General features: G+C 45.9%; 15 protein-coding genes. 10 read left to right on the top strand and 5 right to left on the bottom strand.

The genetic code is table 11. From position 1 onward, the window contains the following. Positions 1-124: 124 nt before the first annotated feature. Positions 125-637, bottom strand: a complete 513-nt coding sequence (locus NIES208_RS01710) for a hypothetical protein (protein ID WP_075889076.1) — start codon at positions 635-637, stop codon at positions 125-127. A gap of 591 nt (positions 638-1,228) precedes the next feature. Here NIES208_RS01710 and NIES208_RS01705 point away from each other — a divergent pair. The 9 genes from NIES208_RS01705 (at position 1,229) to NIES208_RS01665 (ending at position 8,785) form a co-directional block, all read left to right on the top strand. After that, positions 1,229-2,110 (top strand): phycobilisome linker polypeptide, encoded by an 882-nt coding sequence (locus NIES208_RS01705; RefSeq protein WP_075889074.1) that lies wholly within the window; start codon positions 1,229-1,231, stop codon positions 2,108-2,110. A 60-nt stretch (positions 2,111-2,170) separates the two neighbouring features. Continuing rightward, positions 2,171-2,935 (top strand): phycobilisome rod-core linker polypeptide, encoded by a 765-nt coding sequence (locus tag NIES208_RS01700; protein WP_075889072.1) that lies wholly within the window; start codon positions 2,171-2,173, stop codon positions 2,933-2,935. 231 nt (positions 2,936-3,166) lie between these two features. After that, entirely contained in the window at positions 3,167-3,901 is a 735-nt protein-coding gene (locus NIES208_RS01695; protein ID WP_075889070.1) for a phycobilisome rod-core linker polypeptide, read from the top strand. Positions 3,902-3,978: 77 nt separating this feature from the next. Continuing rightward, complete coding sequence (locus NIES208_RS01690; protein WP_075889068.1) at positions 3,979-4,746, top strand: phycobilisome rod-core linker polypeptide; 768 nt, start codon at positions 3,979-3,981, stop codon at positions 4,744-4,746. A gap of 251 nt (positions 4,747-4,997) precedes the next feature. Beyond that, positions 4,998-5,531 carry a phycobiliprotein lyase gene (locus tag NIES208_RS01685; protein ID WP_075889066.1) on the top strand — a complete coding sequence of 178 codons (534 nt, stop codon included), beginning with the start codon at positions 4,998-5,000 and terminating at the stop codon, positions 5,529-5,531. Between the two features lie 42 nt (positions 5,532-5,573). Next, positions 5,574-6,200 carry a chromophore lyase CpcT/CpeT gene (locus NIES208_RS01680; protein ID WP_075889064.1) on the top strand — a complete coding sequence of 209 codons (627 nt, stop codon included), beginning with the start codon at positions 5,574-5,576 and terminating at the stop codon, positions 6,198-6,200. A gap of 175 nt (positions 6,201-6,375) precedes the next feature. Continuing rightward, positions 6,376-6,681 carry a CpeR family transcriptional regulator gene (locus NIES208_RS01675; RefSeq protein WP_075889062.1) on the top strand — a complete coding sequence of 102 codons (306 nt, stop codon included), beginning with the start codon at positions 6,376-6,378 and terminating at the stop codon, positions 6,679-6,681. A 205-nt stretch (positions 6,682-6,886) separates the two neighbouring features. Next, positions 6,887-8,356: a TM0106 family RecB-like putative nuclease gene (locus NIES208_RS01670; RefSeq protein ID WP_075889060.1), complete on the top strand. Its 1,470-nt coding sequence runs from the start codon at positions 6,887-6,889 to the stop codon at positions 8,354-8,356. A gap of 195 nt (positions 8,357-8,551) precedes the next feature. Continuing rightward, positions 8,552-8,785 carry a hypothetical protein gene (locus NIES208_RS01665; RefSeq protein WP_075889058.1) on the top strand — a complete coding sequence of 78 codons (234 nt, stop codon included), beginning with the start codon at positions 8,552-8,554 and terminating at the stop codon, positions 8,783-8,785. 85 nt (positions 8,786-8,870) lie between these two features. Here NIES208_RS01665 and NIES208_RS18795 read toward each other — a convergent pair whose 3' ends face one another. Both NIES208_RS18795 and NIES208_RS01660 read right to left on the bottom strand, forming a co-directional pair. Next, positions 8,871-9,017 carry a hypothetical protein gene (locus NIES208_RS18795; RefSeq protein WP_171971688.1) on the bottom strand — a complete coding sequence of 49 codons (147 nt, stop codon included), beginning with the start codon at positions 9,015-9,017 and terminating at the stop codon, positions 8,871-8,873. 62 nt (positions 9,018-9,079) lie between these two features. Then, positions 9,080-9,628 (bottom strand): NUDIX hydrolase, encoded by a 549-nt coding sequence (locus NIES208_RS01660; protein ID WP_075889056.1) that lies wholly within the window; start codon positions 9,626-9,628, stop codon positions 9,080-9,082. A 225-nt stretch (positions 9,629-9,853) separates the two neighbouring features. Here NIES208_RS01660 and der point away from each other — a divergent pair, with 225 nt between their 5' ends. Then, the gene (gene der / locus NIES208_RS01655) at positions 9,854-11,215 is read left to right on the top strand and encodes a ribosome biogenesis GTPase Der (RefSeq protein WP_075889054.1); all 1,362 of its coding nucleotides are present in this window, start codon (positions 9,854-9,856) and stop codon (positions 11,213-11,215) included. A gap of 470 nt (positions 11,216-11,685) precedes the next feature. On the opposite strand, the gene ftsH3 is transcribed toward der, so the two are convergent. Then, a complete protein-coding gene (gene ftsH3 / locus NIES208_RS01650) occupies positions 11,686-13,548 on the bottom strand; it encodes an ATP-dependent zinc metalloprotease FtsH3 (protein ID WP_075889052.1) in 1,863 nt (620 codons plus the stop codon). A 138-nt stretch (positions 13,549-13,686) separates the two neighbouring features. Beyond that, positions 13,687-19,500: a translocation/assembly module TamB domain-containing protein gene (locus NIES208_RS01645; RefSeq protein ID WP_075889050.1), complete on the bottom strand. Its 5,814-nt coding sequence runs from the start codon at positions 19,498-19,500 to the stop codon at positions 13,687-13,689. Between the last annotated feature and the right edge of the window lie 192 nt (positions 19,501-19,692).

Below are 19,692 nucleotides of genomic sequence, written 5' to 3'. Positions count from 1 at the left end.
ACGCGGCGGAATCAATCTGGCAAGCTCTACTCGACCCAAAATCAATTCAATGAAAATCTCCCCGTCACCCACTCTCCCCTTCACCGCGTCGTTTTACCACCTTTCAACAAACCTCTGACTAACCTTAAGAACCTTCCGAATAGCCCTGTAAATTTTCGGGATTACTATCCTGAAAAACGCGGGTCGCTAAATCACGATACCGATTTATTTCGTATTTATAAATAACAAGATACTTCCCCATATTGATGCGATTACGGTAAGGCAGAGCATCGCCACTGCCCGTTAAAACACCAATACTATTACCCACAAAAAAACTCCCCATGGCACCACTGGCCGCACCAGCTAAACCACCAACGATATGATTACCGGGCGTTCCTGCCCAAGCAAAAGTATTCAGACCTGTAATGTAATCAAAAACAAACCCCCCAAAAAAGCCGAAGGGAATCAGCCAATAGGACATTAATTTCGCCTGTTTTTTGCCTTGCTGGGTCGGATCAATAAATCCAAATTCATCCGCCGTTGTGTATCCTTTACCAAGGATGACTAAATCTGACTTAGGAATGCCCGCTTCCTCTAGATCTGTATAGGCAGCTTCGGCGGTCATACGGTCAGGGTAAACAGCAATCAGATAGTTCATGGACAAACAAAATTAGCAGCAGAAACGTTAAGTTCTGATTGTAGGCGATCGCCATCCGTAACGTAGGTAAATCTCCCTAACCAACCCCCTTTTTACCTGCCCATCAATTAACGAGCCACCGTTCCTAAGACTGCTGGACAAAAAATAGTTTTAAATCTTAAGAAAACCTTGCACAACGTGAACCATGACCTAGTTAAAGAGACAAATTTCCAGTCCGTTGACTCTTTGAACTATTGTGATTTTCCTGCCAATGGCCAAGCTCTAAAGCCCTTAAGGTCGTCACATAACGTTGTGTAACGTTTATTACGTTATATGTCACTCATTCGTAGTTTGTGTCCTCTAGAACGCAATATTTGTTTTGAGTATCCCATGTTGATCGTCACATATGCTACGGATTTCCCCGCAGTAGTTGACTGGGCAAAGCGCTATGGTTGCTCCTGTTAGCTCGGCATTGTGCCCCAATTCCGAGGCGAAATTCCGCATAGATGGTGAACTGATTTACTCAGGTGTCGTGTTGGGTGATTTTCCTCAGTGGTCACATTCCCAGCTAAAAACCTAAATATTGATTGATAACAAGGAGATCCTCTTCTTATGACTTTTGGACCCGCATCCCGACTCGGTGTTGCTCTCTTTGAAGAGACTGACCCCATTGAGTTTATTCCGGGACAGAGTGATGATGCGAAAGAAGCAATTATTCGTGCTGTCTATCGCCAAATCCTCGGTAATGCTTATGTGATGGAAAGTGAGCGCGCTTCTGTACCTGAGTCGCAGTTTAAAAATGGCGAACTAAGTGTACGGGAATTTGTTCGGGCGATCGCCAAATCAGACCTATACAGCAGCCGTTTCTTCGAAACAACCCCCCGCTACCGTTTTATTGAACTAAACTTCAAACATTTCCTTGGTCGTACACCCAAAGACCTCGAAGAAATGCGCATGCACAGTGACCTCCTAGATAACGGCGGTTACGAAGCAGAGATCGACTCTTACCTCGACAGTGACGAGTACCAAGCCACTTTTGGTGAGTACTTTGTTCCCTACCTTCGTGGTTATAAGACCGATGCTGGCATTAGCATGGTTGGCTTTACCCATATCTTTGCAATGCAACGTGGTGCGTCGAGCAGCGACCTCAAAGGTAGCCTTTCCGGCATTAGCCCAGTCCTCAACCGTAACGTGATCAACCCCACGCCAATGCCTGTGGTTGCACCTTCTGCTGGTGCATCTGGTGATGGCTGGTCTTTCCAAGAATCCACCACTCGCGATGCTGGCTTAACCCGTCTTGGTGCAGGTGCAGGTGATAGCGGCAAAGTCTTCCGTATCGAAGTTACTGGCTATTCTTCTCCCGGCAAAGTCAATCGTATTTCCAAATTCCGCCGCAGCAACAAGGTGTACTACGTGCCCTTCGAGCGTCTGAGCGATGAATACAAGCGCATTCACGCAACTGGCGGTGTGATTTCTAGCATTACGCCTTGCTAGGTCTCAAATTCTAAGCTTTTTTAAAAAACCTAATTTAATTTATTTAGGAGCTTGCTTTTTATGAGTGTAGTTTTAGATTCTCCGGTAGAACTTCGTAATTCGGGCGTCGATGATGTTGCTACCGCAATTCGTGCTGTTTACAAGCAGGTGCTCGGTAATCCCCATGTGATGGAGAGTGAGCGTCTGACCGAGGCTGAGTCTCAGCTTGCCAATGGCGACATTACTATCCGAGAATTTGTGCGTGCTGTTGCAAAGTCCAGCTTTTACCAAAGCCGTTACTTTGAGAGTTGCGCTCCCTACCGTTTTGTCGAGCTTAACTTTAAACATCTACTAGGCCGTTCTCCTGAAGACCAGGCGGAGCTTTCGGAGCATATTCAAACGACTGTTAATAGTGGCTACGACGCTGAAATTGACTCCTATATCGATAGTGATGAGTACATCAGCAACTTCGGTGAAAACATTGTTCCTTACTACCGTGGTGCTCAGACACAAGTCGGTCAGAAGAATGTAACTTACAACCGTACTCTCTCTGTATATCAGGGTTATGCCGGGGTTGATAGTGCGTTTACTGGTGCTCGTCTGGTGGGTGATCTTGCATCAAATCTACCTACTGATGCAGATACGCCTTCTACTGGTGGCCGTATTGCGGGCTATGCGGATGCGACGGATAAGACCTTCAAGATTGTGGCCACTGGCTTCAAGTTTGATAGTCCCCGTCGGATTAGCTCTAATGAGTACATCGTTCCCGGCGATCGCATGAGTCCTCAGATTCAGCGTATCCACCGTGCTGGTGGTCGCATTGTGAGCATTACTGAAGTTGATTAATTGCTGAGCTTGGCTTCGGTTGTCTTTAATCGAAACTAAATCATTGTAACTACACGACTTCGGTCTTGATTGTGAGTTGAGTCGTTGGCGATCGCCCCTTAGGGCAGAGACATTCCTTAAAGAAAACATTTTCTAAAGAAATATTTGTCAAAGAGACGATCATCAACGGCTTCTCTCTAGTCACAACCTTAATTTTTTAATTTAATTTATTTTCTTTTTTAATTTAAAATCATGGCTATTCCTCGACTGAGTTACGCGCCACGCAGCCAAAACCAACGGGTAGAAGGCTTTGAAGTGCCTGGTGACGAACAGCTACAGGTTTTTAGTGCCGAAAATCTTTCTTCGAATTTAGAGATTGAATTGGTCATTAGAGCCGCTTACCAACAGATTTTTAACGAACAACAAATGTTGTCCGTTAACCGTAAGCGTGAACTAGAATCTCAACTCAAGAACCGTCAAATCACTGTCCGTGATTTTGTGCGTGGGTTACTCCTGTCTGACACATTCCGTCAGCGTAATGTCGATGTCAATAATAACTACCGTCTTGTCCAGATGACAGTGCAGCGCGTGCTTGGACGGGAAGTTTACAGCGAGCAAGAGAAAATTGCTTGGTCTATTGTCATTGCCACTAAGGGCTTCCAAGGTTTCGTCGATGAACTCCTCGAAAGCGACGAATACTTTGCCAGTTTCGGCCTTGATACTGTGCCCTATCAAAAACGCCGCATTCTACCGCAGCAAAGCCAGGGAGACCTACCCACGGCGCGGATGCCCCGCTACGGGAACGATCACCGCGATCGCCTCATTGCACAGGGTTACTTTAGCAACAAACCTCTAGAAGAAGCCCCTTGGGTGGCACCAGCTTGGGTGACCTTAGTCGGCAAAACTATTGTGTTTAGCGGCGCAGCAGCATTGATTGCACTGACTGTGGCAACTGCCCTTGCTGCCTTCGAACTGATCAGTTTGTAAAACAGCGATTGCTACCTACTAAAGTGGCAGCATAAAAAACACTTTAAAACCTACTATATTCCAAAGGAAGTGACACCATGTCGACTTTAACTGCTGGCTTTACAGATGCCCCCGTAGAGCTACGAGACAATGCTTCTGAAGATGATTTGCAAATTGTAATTCGTGCGGTTTACAAGCAAGTCCTCGGCAATGTTCACGTTCTCTCAGAACAAGCATTTAAAAATGCAGAATCTTTATTACGCAATGGCGACATCACCGTGCGTGATTTTGTACGCACTGTTGCCCAGTCTGAGCTGTACAAATCTCTTTTCTTCGAGGGAAACCCAGCTTATCGCAGCACTGAGTTGAACTTCAAACACCTTTTAGGTCGTTCTCCTGAAGATCAATCTGAAATTGCTGAGCACGTCAAAATCTATAACACCGAAGGCTATAACGCTGATATCGATTCCTTCATCGATAGTCGTGAATACACCGAAGCGTTTGGTGAAAATGTTGTGCCCTATCCCCGCACAATCAGCACCCAAACTGGTTTTAAGAATAATACCTTTAACCAAACCGTTTCCTTGCTCGGTGGCTATGCAACTAGCGATCGCAGCAGTGAAGCTCAGCTCGTTACCAGCATTGCTAGCAATTTACCCCAGTCCATCAAGGTTGCCAGTTCCCGCGGTGGCGCTGTTACTTCAACGAGTAAGCGTTTTCGCATTGATATTGCCGGGGCAGGTACAACTCCCGTGAGCAAACAAAGCAAAACTTTCATCGAAGTCAACTATAAGCAGCTCTCTCGTAATATCCAAAGCATCCAGAAAATGGGCGGCACAATTCTTGGCGTTTCTGAGGTCGCCTAGGTTGATTGTTTCAGCTCTAAATCATATTTAGGCTGTGCTTATTTCCCATAAATATTGCGGATCCACATAAAGCGGCTTACCAAGGTAGTCCGCTTTTTTATGTTTCGAAATATTACGATAACTGCTCCACAAAAGCATCAGCACTAATTTAAACTGAGAGAATATTAGTGCTATATTTTTTCTTTTTTAAAACTTGGCTATTGAGCCCAATATAAAATATTTTTTAATTATTTTTTAATATTGATTATTCTATGGATATAGAAAAATTTATTAGTGCTTCCCTAGGTCAATGGCGATCGCAACGTAGTGCCCATCATCTCGCTTTTGGACATTTTGAACAGGTCACTTCGACCATTAAGATTGAACCTTTGACTAAAGATGATTCTGAAGTAATTGCACTTTGTAAAACCTACAATGTTGACCCCACAGTGGCAGCGACACCCTTCCGCATGAGTTGGGAGGGGGAATCTGATTGGGATGATGATGAAACGTTTTCGGGGACAACTATTTTAGTACCTGTTCCCGATGCTAATGATGTCAAAAAGGGAAAACTATTACGTGACCAAGGCTATGCTGAAACCATTAGTTCTGCTGGCGAATATCATTTTGATCAAGATGGAGCTTTTGTTTTGGAAACAGCCTATGAACGTGCTGCTGCAGAGGAGCGAATTTGGTTTGCAAATCCCAATTTTAGAATGCGAGTTTCCCTAATTAAAACAAGTGGTGGTAGTGGTGTTGTAACAGCCTCTTTTTCTTCTGAAATTCGCGCAGAAGTCCCATCTTAGATATTTCCAACGATTTAACATATTCACGAACTTACTCTACCGATGGCTTATCAACTAGAAGAAAAAATTCCTACTGCTGCAGAGCAGTCATTGATGTATGCTTTGGCTCGTACGATGGCTGGTGGTTTTAGTAATCAGAAGCAGTCATTTGCTGACCCTAAGAATTATGCCCATATTCGTGTCTTTTTTCGGCCTTTACCTTGGGACTTTTTTGACGGTATTGGCTTCTACTCAGAGCAAGTGTATGACTATGATTTGTGGTTACCCTATCGTCAAGGTATTCATCGTTTTGTTCCCTATGGTGATGAAGTTTATATCGAAAATTACAGTCTTAAAGATGCGCTGGTTTATGCTGGTGCTGGTCGTAATTTAGATATTCTCTGCAGTATTAAGCCGGATGTTATTGAACGCCGTTGTCACTGCTCGATGATTTTTCGGCCAGATCATGATGGGTTTCAAGGGCGGGTAGAAGGGCGGGATTGTGTGATTGAGAAGCGTGGAAAAAAGACTTATTTAGTCAGTGATGCTCGGTTCACGGAAACGAGTTTTACGGGTTGGGATCGAGGTTTGGATATTGATACGGATGAACAAGTTTGGGGGTCTGCTGTTGGTCCTTTAAAGTTTGAGAAGACAGATAGTTATGCTTCTGAGGTTGTTGAAAATTACTAGTATTAAAATTGTCAGTATTGTTGTCATGATATAAATAATTGTTTTTTGTTATGGAACAGACTAGAAAAATAAAATTTGGGAGATAAACAGTCAAAAGAAAGATTTATTTGCCTTGGGCAATAACTAATATATTGTTAGCTTTTTTAAGATTTTCCTACGGTAGTTTAAAGTCACGATGTTACCTCCGGTCGCCAGCAAAAAAATGAAAGCGTGGATTCGGAGTCGTCACTTGATTTGTTCCGGCAACTTTTTTGTTTTTGAAACGCTTGATTATTCAACGATTGAGCGGTTTGAAGAATGTGTTGAAAGTTTGGGGGGGACGTTGATTTCTGTGGATCCGTTGAAGCGTGTTTGGATTGGGACTCATCGGCGTATTTTGCTTTATCAGGCAAAGGCGAGTTTGCATACTCCTCACCATGAATTGAAGCAATATTGGTATAAGAAAGGGAGTTTTAAAAGTCGTTTTGATGAGTCTTTGTAATGGCTCTTTTTTTGTTTTTTTTGTGTTTGAACTGAATGGTTTAGGTTTGTGTATTTAATGGTTTGAGCGGGATTTGTGGTGGGATTGGTCAGCGATCGCCGAATGATGATGTTTGGCATTTTAAGTTTTTGCTTGGGGAGTGGATTTTTCGTGGCTCATTTGAATGTGTTATTTTCCAAGGAAGACTTTTTATGATTAAAGCTGCATGTTATTGACCGATGATTTGTTGTTGAATTTTAAGCGGTGTGAGCGACGCGCTTTTCTGAATCTGTTTGGTGATCGCCGCGAAAAATCCTCTGAGAAAGATTTTTTAATGAAGCTGCGCAAGGAAAATCAACTACACATCAATATTTATTTAGGTCAACGTCCCTATCGTCAACCCCAGTCAGAGGATTGGGAAACGCGGGCGAAGGAAACGGAAGAGCTGATGGCTCAAGGGGTTGAGTGCATTTATAAAGGTGTACTATTACATCGCTTTGACCAGTGGGAGGGGACAAAGATTGAGCAGTTGACCCTCGTGGGCAAACCCACGGTATTGCTACGGCAGGCCGGAGAATCCCGCTGGGGAAAATGGCACTATCGTTCTGTCAGCGTCAAACTGGGGCAAAAACCGAAGCCCGAATATAAGCTGATATCGATGCTCCATAGCTTTCTGTTGGAACATATTCAAGGGCGATCGCCGCGACTGACCCAGTTAATTTTGCGCTCCCGTCGCCCCCACAAAGTTGATATGGAGCTATGGTCCGAAAAACTCCGGGAGACCATCACTGACTGTGTGCGAGTGCTAAGCAACCCGACCGAACCAGAAGTTTTTATTTCTCGACAACGCTGTCATCTCTGTTCTTGGTACAACCATTGTTACGGGATCGCCCAAGCAGATCAGCATTTATCCCTCGTTCCCGGCGTTACCCCCAATCGCTACGAATCTCTTCAAGAAATGGGCATCCATAGCATTGAAACCTTGGCAAATACGCCTCCCAAACATCTCGGGCAACACCTCGGACCCGATGTTGCAATGCAATTACAACAGCAGGCAAAGGCGATCGTTTACAAGGAAGTCGTCTGGCGAGTTAATCGTCCTAATAAAATACAATTAATGCCGAAAGGTGACGTAGAACTATTTTTTGATATCGAAGCTGAGCCGGATCGCAATGTGGACTATTTACTCGGTGTTTATTTTATTGACCATCGCAATCAAGTGGAAAAGTTCTATGCTTTCGTGGCAGAGACCCTAGAAGAAGAAGAAAAGATTTGGCATGAGTTTGTCGCTTTTGTACAACAGTTTCCCCAAGCGCCAATCTTTCATTTTTCGCCCTATGAGCGGGATACTTTAAATCGTCTCGGCAAAAAATATGGAACGCCCATCAATGAATTGCAGGGGATCGTTGGTCGGCTAATGGATGTTCATCAATGGGTGACAAAATATCTGATTTTTCCCGTTGAAAGTTATTCCCTCAAATCCCTTGCCAATGCTTTAGGTTATCACTGGTATGAAGTGGGTGTGAGTGGGGATCAAACGGTGTGCTGGTATGATACATGGCTTGAAACGGGCGATCGCCAACTTTTAGATGCCATTATTCGTTATAACGAAGACGATTGTCGAGCAACCCATCACCTCAAACAATGGATAACAGAATTTATTGAATCCAAGGAAAATATTGCCCTTTTATCGTGATCCCCAAGGGGTTTAGGGCAAATTTACGCCGCCATACCCATGGACTATGTACTTTTTTTAAAACTTTTTTCGAAAATACATGACCTCTCCAAAACAATAAATAAATAATGCTAATGTAAATGAGAAGTAAAGCTGAACAATAACAGTTTTCCTCAAAGTTGACTTGCAGTTTTCCTAAGATGCGAGGTCGCCAATATGATGAGTTTTTTTCTAGCTCCATTACTTTGGGCGATCGCCTTTGTGAGTATTTATTTGTACCAAGCTTCTGAACACGAGGTGACAAAAGTTCTCGCTGCATCAATGGCCGCTGTTTGCATTATTTGGGGTTTTGCTGCCACCCATTGGGGTTTACACCTGCTGTGTCTTTTCGTTTTAGTGCGCTACCGTTTCTACTTTCCACTTAAACCGATTTCGGTAGATAAATTGTAAGACTGGGTATGTATTGGCGGTGATGTGAGTAACTGATCGTCGCTTTCAAGTTTGATTTCTCTTTGTGCAATATTATGGGACTGGTCTAAAGTTTTAGATGGGTCTCTTTTTTTGTCAAAATAAACGGGCGATCGCCCATTGGGAAAGTATTAAAATCTAAGCCAATCCCTTGCCGCAGAAAGCCATTTAGCATCGTACAAACTGCTTTTTTAGCCCGATAAAAGAACTGCATTTAAGGCAATAAATTTAAACAATGATTGTCTAAAGTTATTGCCCCTTTCTTTGACTTAATTTCTAAACTAAAAATGGCTTCGCCAAATAGAAACTTGCAATTGTTTTCGCATCAATGCGATCGCCACGTTTAACAGCCTCTTCAAATTCATCAGGTGTCCACAAAACAACCTCAATATCCTCATCTTCATCCTGGGCTGGAGGATTATCCAGTTTCGTTAAACCCGTCGCCAGATAAGAAAAAATCCACTCATCAGAATAACCCGGACAAATCGGAAACTTACCCAAAAATTGCCAGTTTGCAGCGTCATAACCCGCCTCTTCTGGTAGTTCATGCTTGACGGTATCCAAGGACTTTTCACCGTCTTCAATCGTTCCCGCAGGAAACTCAAAAATTCGCCCTTGCATAGCAAATCGATATTGCTTCACAAGGACTAACTTGCCATCTTCCGTCACTGGTACGACCAAAGCACCACCGGGATGCCGCACACAACCATATTCACCGACAGTACCATTTGGTAACCGCATACGGTTCACTTCGTAACTGAATTTCGACCCAAAACATTTGGCAATGGGCTTTAGCAACTGGGGCAATGCATAATCAGCCGACATAGGTAATTTGGTTCCTTAAAACTGAGAAGATAATACCGGATGATGGCGATCGCCTCAAAAATCCTGTAGTATTGGATATTCTAAAAATTTTTAAGTTTAAGTACTGGCAAAACGCAAAATAGATCTTACGTACTATTATCATAGCAAAAATCGCCACAAATTGAGCCAGCATCAAGTTTAGAGCCAAAATATCCAGTCTTTTCCGTTAACTGCCGCCGAAATCCTATGAAGCTCCCTATTATCGCCGTAATTGGTCGTCCCAATGTGGGTAAATCGACCCTTGTAAACCGAATTGCTGGTGATCAGCAAGCCATTGTCCATGACCAACCCGGTATTACCCGTGATCGCACCTATCGTCCGGGTTTTTGGCAAGATCGTAATTTTCAAATTGTAGACACTGGTGGAATTGTCTTTGATGACGAAGAGGCATTTCTCCCCCTGATTCGCGAACAGGCGGCGATCGCCCTGAATGAAGCAGCCGTTGGTATTTTTGTCGTTGACGGAAAAAATGGCCTTAGCGCCGCAGACATCGAAATCGCAGAATGGTTGCGCAAACAAACCGTACCCATCGTTGTCGCAGTAAATAAATGCGAATCCATCGACCAAGGCTATGTTCAAGCCGCAGAATTTTGGGAATTAGGTATGGGCGAACCCTTTCCCATCTCAGCCATTCACGGTAGCGGCACTGGCGACATGCTTGACCAAGTGATCGAGCATATTCCAGCCATCGATAATTTAACAGAAGACACAACCATTAACGTTGCCATTATTGGCCGTCCCAATGTCGGCAAATCAAGCCTATTGAATGCCCTAACCGGAGAACAGCGGGCGATCGTTAGCCCGATCTCAGGCACAACCCGCGATGCCATCGACACCCTCGTCGAACGTAATGGTCAACAATACCGCCTCATTGATACTGCCGGTATCCGTCGCAAAAAGAACGTTGACTACGGCGCAGAGTTTTTTAGTATTAACCGCGCCTTTAAAGCCATTCGTCGTTCAGATGTCGTATTATTCGTTGTCGATGTCCTAGATGGCGCTACAGAACAAGACCTAAAATTAGCAGGCCGCATTATCGACGAAGGCCGCGCCGTAGTTGTAATCGCCAATAAATGGGACGCTATCGAAAAAGACACCTACACCATCAACGAATACAAAAAAGAATTGCAAGCCCGTCTCTTCTTTATGGAATGGGCCGACATACTATTTATCAGTGCCCAGACAGGCCAGCGGGTCAATAAAATTTTAGATTTAGTAGACCAAGCCGCAGAATCCCACCGCCGTCGCGTTAGTACTTCCGTAATCAACGAAGTCATTCAAGAGGCCGTTACTTGGCACTCCCCACCAACAAATCGCCAAGGCCGTCAGGGCAAAATTTACTACGGCACGCAGGTCCGCAACCAACCACCAACAATTTCACTATTTGTGAATGATCCAAAGCGCTTTAACGATAACTATCGCCGTTATATCGAAAAACAATTTAGAAAAGATCTAGCATTTCCCGGTACACCGATTCGACTCGTATGGCGTGGCAAAAAAGTTCGAGAAATTGAACGCGGTTCCAGTAACCGAGCGACAAAAGTTTAAACAATTTAATTTGAACAATTTTTGAACAATTCATGAGACCAAGCTGCTCGGTAGCAATTGAGCTCAGTTTTGTTGTGAAATACAAACTTTACTAATCCTGCACAACCATACTCAAAGCTATCAAAGTTAAGGCATCTAACAGTCTTTAAAGCCTTGCTCTATGGATTTAACATACTAAGCTCCTTACTAATCCTGCCGACCACGACTATATCGCCATTCCGAATAAGCTCTAGAGGCTCTCTCCTCTCCTTCCTTGGGAAAGTTCTTCATATGAAGAAGGGGATTTAGAAAGCTACGCCACTCATGCTCATTTCCCCTTAGACCCTAGCGAAAAAAAGAATTCTATATCTTAGTCGAAACTACTATAAAACTATTGTGAGCAAAAAAGCGACCCTCAAAATTAATTGAAAGTCGCTCTTTTAATTATTTAAAAATATTCGAGAGCAAAAAAGCGCCAGTGAATATTTGTTTTACGCCGAAGCGTTTGAGAAAGCTGCCATTTTCACATCACTTTCCATGAGGAGGTTTTGAAGTTCTTCGGAATCGACTGTCTCTTTCTCAACAAGCATGTCTGCTAATTTATCGAGAACTGGACGATTACTCACGAGAACATCTTTCGCACGAATGTACGCTTCTTCAACAAGGCCACGTACTTCTTCATCAATTACTGATGCTGTTTCATCGGAGAAGTCACGGTCAGAGGCAATATCGCGACCCATGAACACGTTACCGTTTTGGCGGCCAAGTGCTACAGGACCAAGGCGATCGCTCATACCGAAGCGAGTAATCATCTGACGGGCGACATTAGCAACCTGCTGAAGGTCATTGGATGCACCAGTTGTCACCTCTTCAGCGCCGAAAATAATTTCCTCAGCAATCCGACCACCAAGGGCAACAGCCATTTGGTTTTGGAGATAGGAGCGGGAGTACAAACCAGAGTCCATGCGATCTTCACTAGGTGTAAACCAAGTTAGACCACCAGCACGACCGCGGGGAATAATGCTAATTTTTTGTACGGGGTCATAGTCAGGCATTAGAGCACCAACAAGGGCATGACCGGCTTCGTGGTAAGCCACAAGGGTCTTGCGTTTTTCACTCATCACACGATTTTTCTTCTCAGGACCCGCCATAACGCGATCAATCGCATCGTTGATTTCGTCCATCGAAATTTCAGTCAAATTGCGGCGTGCAGCGAGAATCGCAGCTTCATTGAGAAGATTAGATAAATCTGCGCCAGTAAAACCGGGAGTACGACGACCGATTTTCTCAAGGTCAACATCCTTAGAAAGGGTCTTGCCACGGGCGTGAACATTCAGGATTTCGAGGCGACCAGAATAATCAGGACGGTCAACGACGACTTGGCGGTCGAAACGACCAGGACGCATGAGGGCTGCATCTAGCACATCAGGACGGTTAGTTGCCGCGATGATGATGATACCTGTATTGCCTTCGAAGCCATCCATCTCAGTGAGAAGTTGGTTCAAGGTTTGTTCACGTTCGTCGTTACCGCCACCAAGGCCTGCGCCACGGGAGCGACCAACTGCATCAATTTCATCGATAAAGACGATACAAGGTGCGTTTTGTTTTGCTTGTTCAAATAAGTCACGGACGCGGGATGCACCAACACCCACAAACATTTCAACGAATTCAGAACCAGAGATGGAGAAGAAAGGTACACCGGCTTCACCAGCTACAGCCTTTGCAAGGAGGGTTTTACCAGTTCCGGGAGGGCCAACGAGGAGGACTCCCTTAGGAATTTTCGCGCCAATAGCGGTAAAGCGATCAGCATTTTTCAAGAAGTCAACAACTTCAGTCAACTCAAGCTTGGCTTGCTCGATACCGGCAACATCGCCAAATGTAACTTGGGTTTGGGGTTCCATCTGGACGCGAGCTTTAGATTTACCAAAGTTCATGGCTTGGGAACCGGGGCCACTCTGGGCACGGCGGAGCAAGAAAAATAAGCCGACGAGTAGCAAGATGGGGAAAATTAAGGTGCTAAGGGCACGGAAAACCCAATTGTCATCACTCTGGGGCAGAACGGCGATATCAACGTTGTTGTCGCTGAGGATATCGATAAGCTCTGTATCTCCGGGGGGAAGGTTAACCAGAATAGGTGTGCCATCTTGGGCGGGGACGAATGCTTGGGAGCGATCCGAACTAATTTTGACGCTTTCGATGTTGCCGCTTTGAACTTGTTGTAGAAATTCGCTATAGCGCCATGTTTCACGGCTCTGGGGTTGCTGATCAAAGAAGGACACGGCTAAGGAGATCACAACGATCGCCAAAAGGGCATAAAGCCCTGCACTGCGCCATTTTTTATTGTTTTTATTCACTACTGGGAGCCTCCTAGCATCTGAGGATAAGCAATATGGTGTGTTTCTTAAAAGAGAGTCTTATCCTGTCATTCAGGTTAGTTATTAACTAATGTTAACGTTTCTCAGGAAAGATTGTTCATTTTTCTTATTCTATGCCTAAAATTTCAGGTCGTATTCCACTGTTATACGACTATCGTCGTTTAGGTTTGTTGAGCCTCGCAGAAAAATTTGATCGTTGACTCGGTAGCGCAAACCAAACTGGGTTGCTTCGTCGCTATTGAGGATTTGGAGGACGGATAGGGAGAAGTTGGAGCTAATGTCAACGCCAATTTCTGCGCCAAGGCCGAGGGTTGAGTTGCGATCGCCTTCATCGTCGTCGGTAATCACTGTGGGGAAAAGACGAAATTCGCTGAGACCCAATGCATTACCAATAGTGTCTTGAATAGAGTTGAGTAAAGCAGAACCCGCAAGGTTTGCTAGGGCGAGGCCGCTGTTGGATCCCTCTGAGGTGAAACTATCGAAAAATGTACCGCCGAGTAGAGCGACAAGTTCTGTTTCACTACGGGGGGGGCTGCTGCTGAGTTCTAGAACTTGATTGAGGGCACTAGCTTGGCTTTGGTTGTCTTGGTTTAGCTCGCTGGCTTGACCTTGAACGGCGGCTCTAACTCGTATTGTTTCGATGGTACCAATTTGTGTGGCGCTAAAGACGCTATTGTCTTGGATTTCAGCGGATAAGGGATCGGTGTTGATGATAGAAGACTGGGGGGTTTCAATGAGGGAGGCCTGTAGGACAACGTCTAGGTAAGGGTCGAGGCCAAGGCTAGGAATGAAGGTGGCGGTGTTGTCATAGCCTTTGTCGAGGCGGAACTGGGTAGTAAATAGGTTTACTTGCCCTCGTTCTAGGGTGATTACACCGCTGGGTTTTGGAGCAATGAGTGTGCCGTTATAGAGCATTTCTCCAGTCGCCAAGAAGTTGAGAATGGGACTACGGGTAATCTGAATATTACGGCCTAGGTTGATTTTGAGATCTTGAAATTCTGTAATGGCGCTCAGGTCAAGGTTTGAAGTGGGTATATTTGATGGTGAAGTTTGCTTGGTTTGTCTGGTATCGACGGCTTCTATTGTTGATTGAGTGTCGGGAGTTGAGGTTTCTGCTTCGAGTGTATTTTGTTCGGCTTGCTGCTGTTGCTGATCGCCGACGAGGGATATTCGTCCTTCGCTGAGGTTAATTTCACCGCTAATAATCGGCTCTAGGGCTGTCCCGACAATGCTTAAATTGCCGTTAACGCCGCCTTTGTAGAGATTGGGTAGTTCAAAATTTAGGTCTTTTAGTTCGACGCTAAGGGGTTTTTCGTTGTTGGCTATGGCTTTGGCGATCGGCAAACTACCTTTGACTTGCACGTTGCCACCGCTAAAGTCTCCTGTTAGTTCTTGGACAGTAAAGTCGTCGAAGTCAAAGTCGATGTCGGCCTTGACATTTGTCAGGGGTGCATCTGGTAGGGTTTTTGCTTGGATCTTTGCTGTCTGGATCGCCACCTGACCATTGGCGATTAAATTTGTGGGGCGACCTGTATCTGGATTAAAGGTGCCATCAATTTCTAGATCCATTTGACCTTCGCCATCTAGCCAGGCTAATTGTCCCCGCGACAAAATATTGAGCAAAATGAATCCTTCATCTTCTAGCTGAAATTTGAGATTTAAATCATTGCTAGTGGGTGCAATTTCTGCGTTCGGCAATTGGTAGGGGATACTGCCAACTATGGTGAGAGGTTCAGCATCGGTCACTAGTTCTCCATCAACTGCAAAGTCAAGGCGAGCGTCTTCGTAGGTGAAGTTCCCTGTGACGGCATTTATTTCTGCGTCATTAATGCGCACATTGGTCATGCTCATGTCACCTCTTGCTGAGGGATCTTGGGGAGTCCCGGCAAGGTTGGCGTTGGCGTTGATAGAGCCTTGTAGGGCGATCGCCTCTGGTAAATCGATGAATTTTTTGACGAAGGCGACCGGAATTTCATTGAGGCGTAACTGGCCTGTTTGGGTTTCACCACCGAAGCTACCAATGAAAATGACCTGTCCATTGGGCAGTTGGATGTTTACTGGTCTGAGGGTGAGGACGTTGTTACGTAAAACACCACGGGCCACAACGTAGGGAATCTCAATTTCTCCCCATTGCCAAGGTTGGCCGATAAGGCGTGTTTCTCCTAGTTCGTCAATTTCTTGGTAACCGCCCCGGAAGTCAAACTCGGCTTCTAGATTGGCTTCGCTATCTAGATTCATCGTGATTTCGCCGTTAACTGCACCGCTTAAATCGGCAAGTTGGGCGGGCAATATTGATTCTGCGGCTTCTTCGTCGTTTAAGGCTAGTTGGGCGTTGATACAATTGACAAGGGCAATGCGTTCAGCAAAGGGTAGGTTTTGGCTATTGATGCTAAATAGGGCTTCAGAGGTTGTGGTTTGATGGTGTTCGATTAATTCGCGACAGCTCAGGGTTAGTCGTACGTCATTTGTGATTTCTAGTAAATCGGGGTTGGCAGGTACTTCGAGGAGGGCAACGTCTTGGGAAATGTCTGTGGGGTCTGTTTGGGTTGCTGTTTCGTAGAGGTCTTTGCTGTTATCAAAGATGCTGGAGCGGCCAAAGTAATCGGTAATGGAAAGCTGACCGAGGTTTTGAAAGTCGGTGAAGTTGAAGAGCTGCATGGCGACGAGGATATCTTCAATGCGGCCTTGTTCAATTTGTCCGGTGAGGGCAATGGTGGGTTGGGGGCGATCGCCGGTGGGAAGATTAATGGTGGTATTAACGGCATAAATGCTGCCATTGTTTTGCCACTGCATATCCCGCGCCATGAATTGATTGTTGCCGTAGTAAAAGTCGCCATTGAGCTGATCACCTCTGACAGTGCCGAGAGCTGGATTGGTAATATTTAAACGCCCAGAGGCTGATAGGTTTTGGAGATCGGCGGTGAGTTGGGTTGAGAGGCGACCGCCCATTTGAATGGTGGCAATGGGGAAATCGAGTTGTTGTATTTGGGGTTGATCTTTGGCGATCGCCTGGGCGAGGGCAACGGGGAAATTTTCGCTTTGGAGTCGGAGTTGTTTGGGGTCTAGGTTATTTGCACCGTATTGCACGGCGAGGTCGAGGCTGGTGTCGGCGACTTGTAGATAGGCTTGTTCGGGACGGAGGTTGGGATTGAGTCGGGCAAGGAGGCGATCGCGCTCCCCTTCGACGGCAATCATAAGACGGCGATCGCCGCGGGTTTGAATGGAGCCCCTGAGCTGATTTTCAAAATCGAGGCTCCCGACTGCGACATTATTGAGGAAAATATTGCCATTCACTGTGGGCTGGCGGGGTGCACCTTGGACTGTGCCTTCAAAACTCGTCTGTCCGGTTAGATCTAAGGATTGAGCCGTTGGCGGCAGGGGTAAAGTGGCAAGGTCAAGATTTTCGATATCAAGATTGAGGGCTAAGTTTTGGATAGCGGCGAGGGGGTCAGTACTGAGGCGGTTAGTGTCGATGTCCACTAGGCCATTGGCATAAAATCCGGCGGCGATCGCCTCCTGAATTTGCAGTTGCGAACCTGTCCAAGCAAATTCACTGGTGAGGGGAGAACTAATCAAAGACAATCCTTGACTGAAACGAACGTTCCCTTGAGCCTGAAGGCGGCTAAGGTCAGGATTCATCGCATCAGCAACCACATCAAAAGTCCCCGACGCAACGCCACTAAGCTGTTCAGAAAAGGGATAAAGCGCCACCCCCATGGCGGTCATTTGACTGGTCACTTGACCCCCCCGGAGCGTAATAGTGCCTGCATTCACCACACCGCCTGCCAGTTGGGCGATCGCCGAACCTTGAGCCAGCACTGCATCGAGGGCAATATTATCGAGAACACCACGCACCTCAAAGGAGCCATTCGTGGGCACAGTCGTGACATAGTTGCCCAGTTGGGGCGAAAAATTCACCAAATTAACATTATCTACCTCCGCGCGGCTGTACCACTCACCCTTGGCGATCGCCACATTCTCTGTCCGAATCACCCCGCCATCAGCAATGGTCAACCGACCCACACCAGCAGCATCAATAGCATCAGCACTGGGATTATCGAGGGTTCCCGTCGCCACAAATTCCCCTTGATACGTCGCATTTACCGGAGGCAAATCCGGCGCTAAACGATTGAGTTCCAAGCCGGCCAAACGAATATTTGAGCGCCACACACCGTCATTCACCGTCAAATTATTCGCCGTGGCCGTGCCACCCGCAAGATTAGTGCGCGCTTCACCCGTAACCTGAAGCGGATCGCCGACATTCGCCACAAGGGAACCCGTCGCCTCAAACTCACCATTAACAAGACTATTTTGAACAAAAGGCGGTAGCGGCTGCGTATAGAGTCCCGATAACCTCAAACCACGGGCGATCGCCGGCGTTTGCCACCGATCCTTCGTCACATTTAAATCCGTCGCCGTGACCAAGCCTCCCGCGACTGGAACAACAGCACGTCCCGACACCACAAACTCGTCCACCCTATCAACAGTCGATTCAAAAATAAATTCTCCCATACCAACACCCAAAGGCACCGGCGTAGGAATCTCATAAAGTTGCGCCAAAGCATTAGTTGGTAACCGCGTACCCGTTGCCGAGATTAGAATGTCACCCTCAGGAAGATCCACCGTCGGCAGTTGAATGAGACCCTGCCCCTGAAACTGACCCCCAAGGGTCGGAGTCGCCACAAAATTTTCAACAAAAAATTGACTACCAATAACCGTCAATGTGCCCTGAAACTGACCAAAGGTAACACGATCAAACGTTAAAGTATCGTAATTGACCGCATCAATGAAAAATTGAGGATTTTCCAAGGCTCCCGTAATCGAAACCAAAGCGCGGAGCTGACCATCAACCACAAACTCTGGTTCAGCCAAATCAAAAGTACGCATTAGACCACCAATAGTAACAGGCTGACTAATCAAGTTCCCTTCCATAGAACCACTCAAATCCAGCGCCATTTCTCCAGCTAAGTCAACTTCCCCAAGACTGCCTGAAAGATCTGAAAAATCTAACCGCTGCTCTTCAAAGGCGATCACACTATCCATATTTTTAATAGGCTTGACCAGCTGAGGCAAAATCAAAGTCACACCTTCTGTGACGACTTCCCCCTGCCAATCGGTCAGTTCACCGCCCGGCGCTAAATTCATAGCCAGTTGGCCGTCCACTAACCCTTCAGATAGGGTAAAAGGTAGCGGCAGCAAATCTGTAACGGTTGAAATTTGTAATTTTTTCGCCCGTAAATCTAGGGAAAAAGAGGTGTCACTCAAATCAGCTAGTCCGGAAACGCCGAGTATGCCGCCACGCTCTAACTCCCCTTCTAGGTCAAAGTCAATGACTGTGTCGCCTTCGATTAATTCAGCTTCGCCGTAGGGAACTGCAATTTTGATGGGGGTTTTTAGGGTTCCCGACTCCATCCGAGAGCGGACGGTCAAGGCGGCATTTTTGAGATAAATATTGCCAATATCAACTTCTAAACCGCCTTCTTCATCGTCGTCTGATTCTTCGATATCCAGTGCTAGCCAAACATTATCAATATCTTGCTCTAGGTAAATTTGTGGTCTGAGGAGGGTGAGATCTAAGTTGAGCTGTTGTTGGGTAATCAGTGACCAAAGATCGAAGTTGACAATGACACTTTCAATTAAAACTTCATCGGTGGATTCTGATGTTGCGGGTAGGGCAGAATAGCCTAGTCGAACACCACCTAAGGAAAAGGACTTAACTTCGCCGAGTTGGACGGGGCGGTTAATGGTTTTTGATAATTGTTTTTCGACGGTGGGGGAAAGCCGCTTAAAAATGAAATAACGGGCATAGCCTAAGCCACCGCCTATGGAAATGAGCGCACCGATAAGGAGCCCGATTATGAGGCGGTTCTTTTTTTTTGTTTGGGGTTTCTCTTCCGGGAGCGATGAAGGGTCTGGCTCGTTGGGGTTCATAAACGGGGCAGTACACGGTGGTTTGGACTCATTATAGATAGATGTTTCGGCAAATTTGGTGTTTGTCGATGTTTAATTATGCGAATTGTGATGAATGTTAAGGCTAATGCTAAGGGACGGTATTTTGTCATCGCCATGGAGGGGGAGTTTGTCAAACTGTTCTGATCGTCGCTAGTAAGTGACTAAATCGGG

This window comes from [Limnothrix rosea] IAM M-220 (assembly GCF_001904615.1).
GTDB lineage: Bacteria > Cyanobacteriota > Cyanobacteriia > Cyanobacteriales > MRBY01 > MRBY01.
Note: the sequence above shows the minus strand (reverse complement) of the source record. Positions and strands in the feature narration are given on the sequence as shown.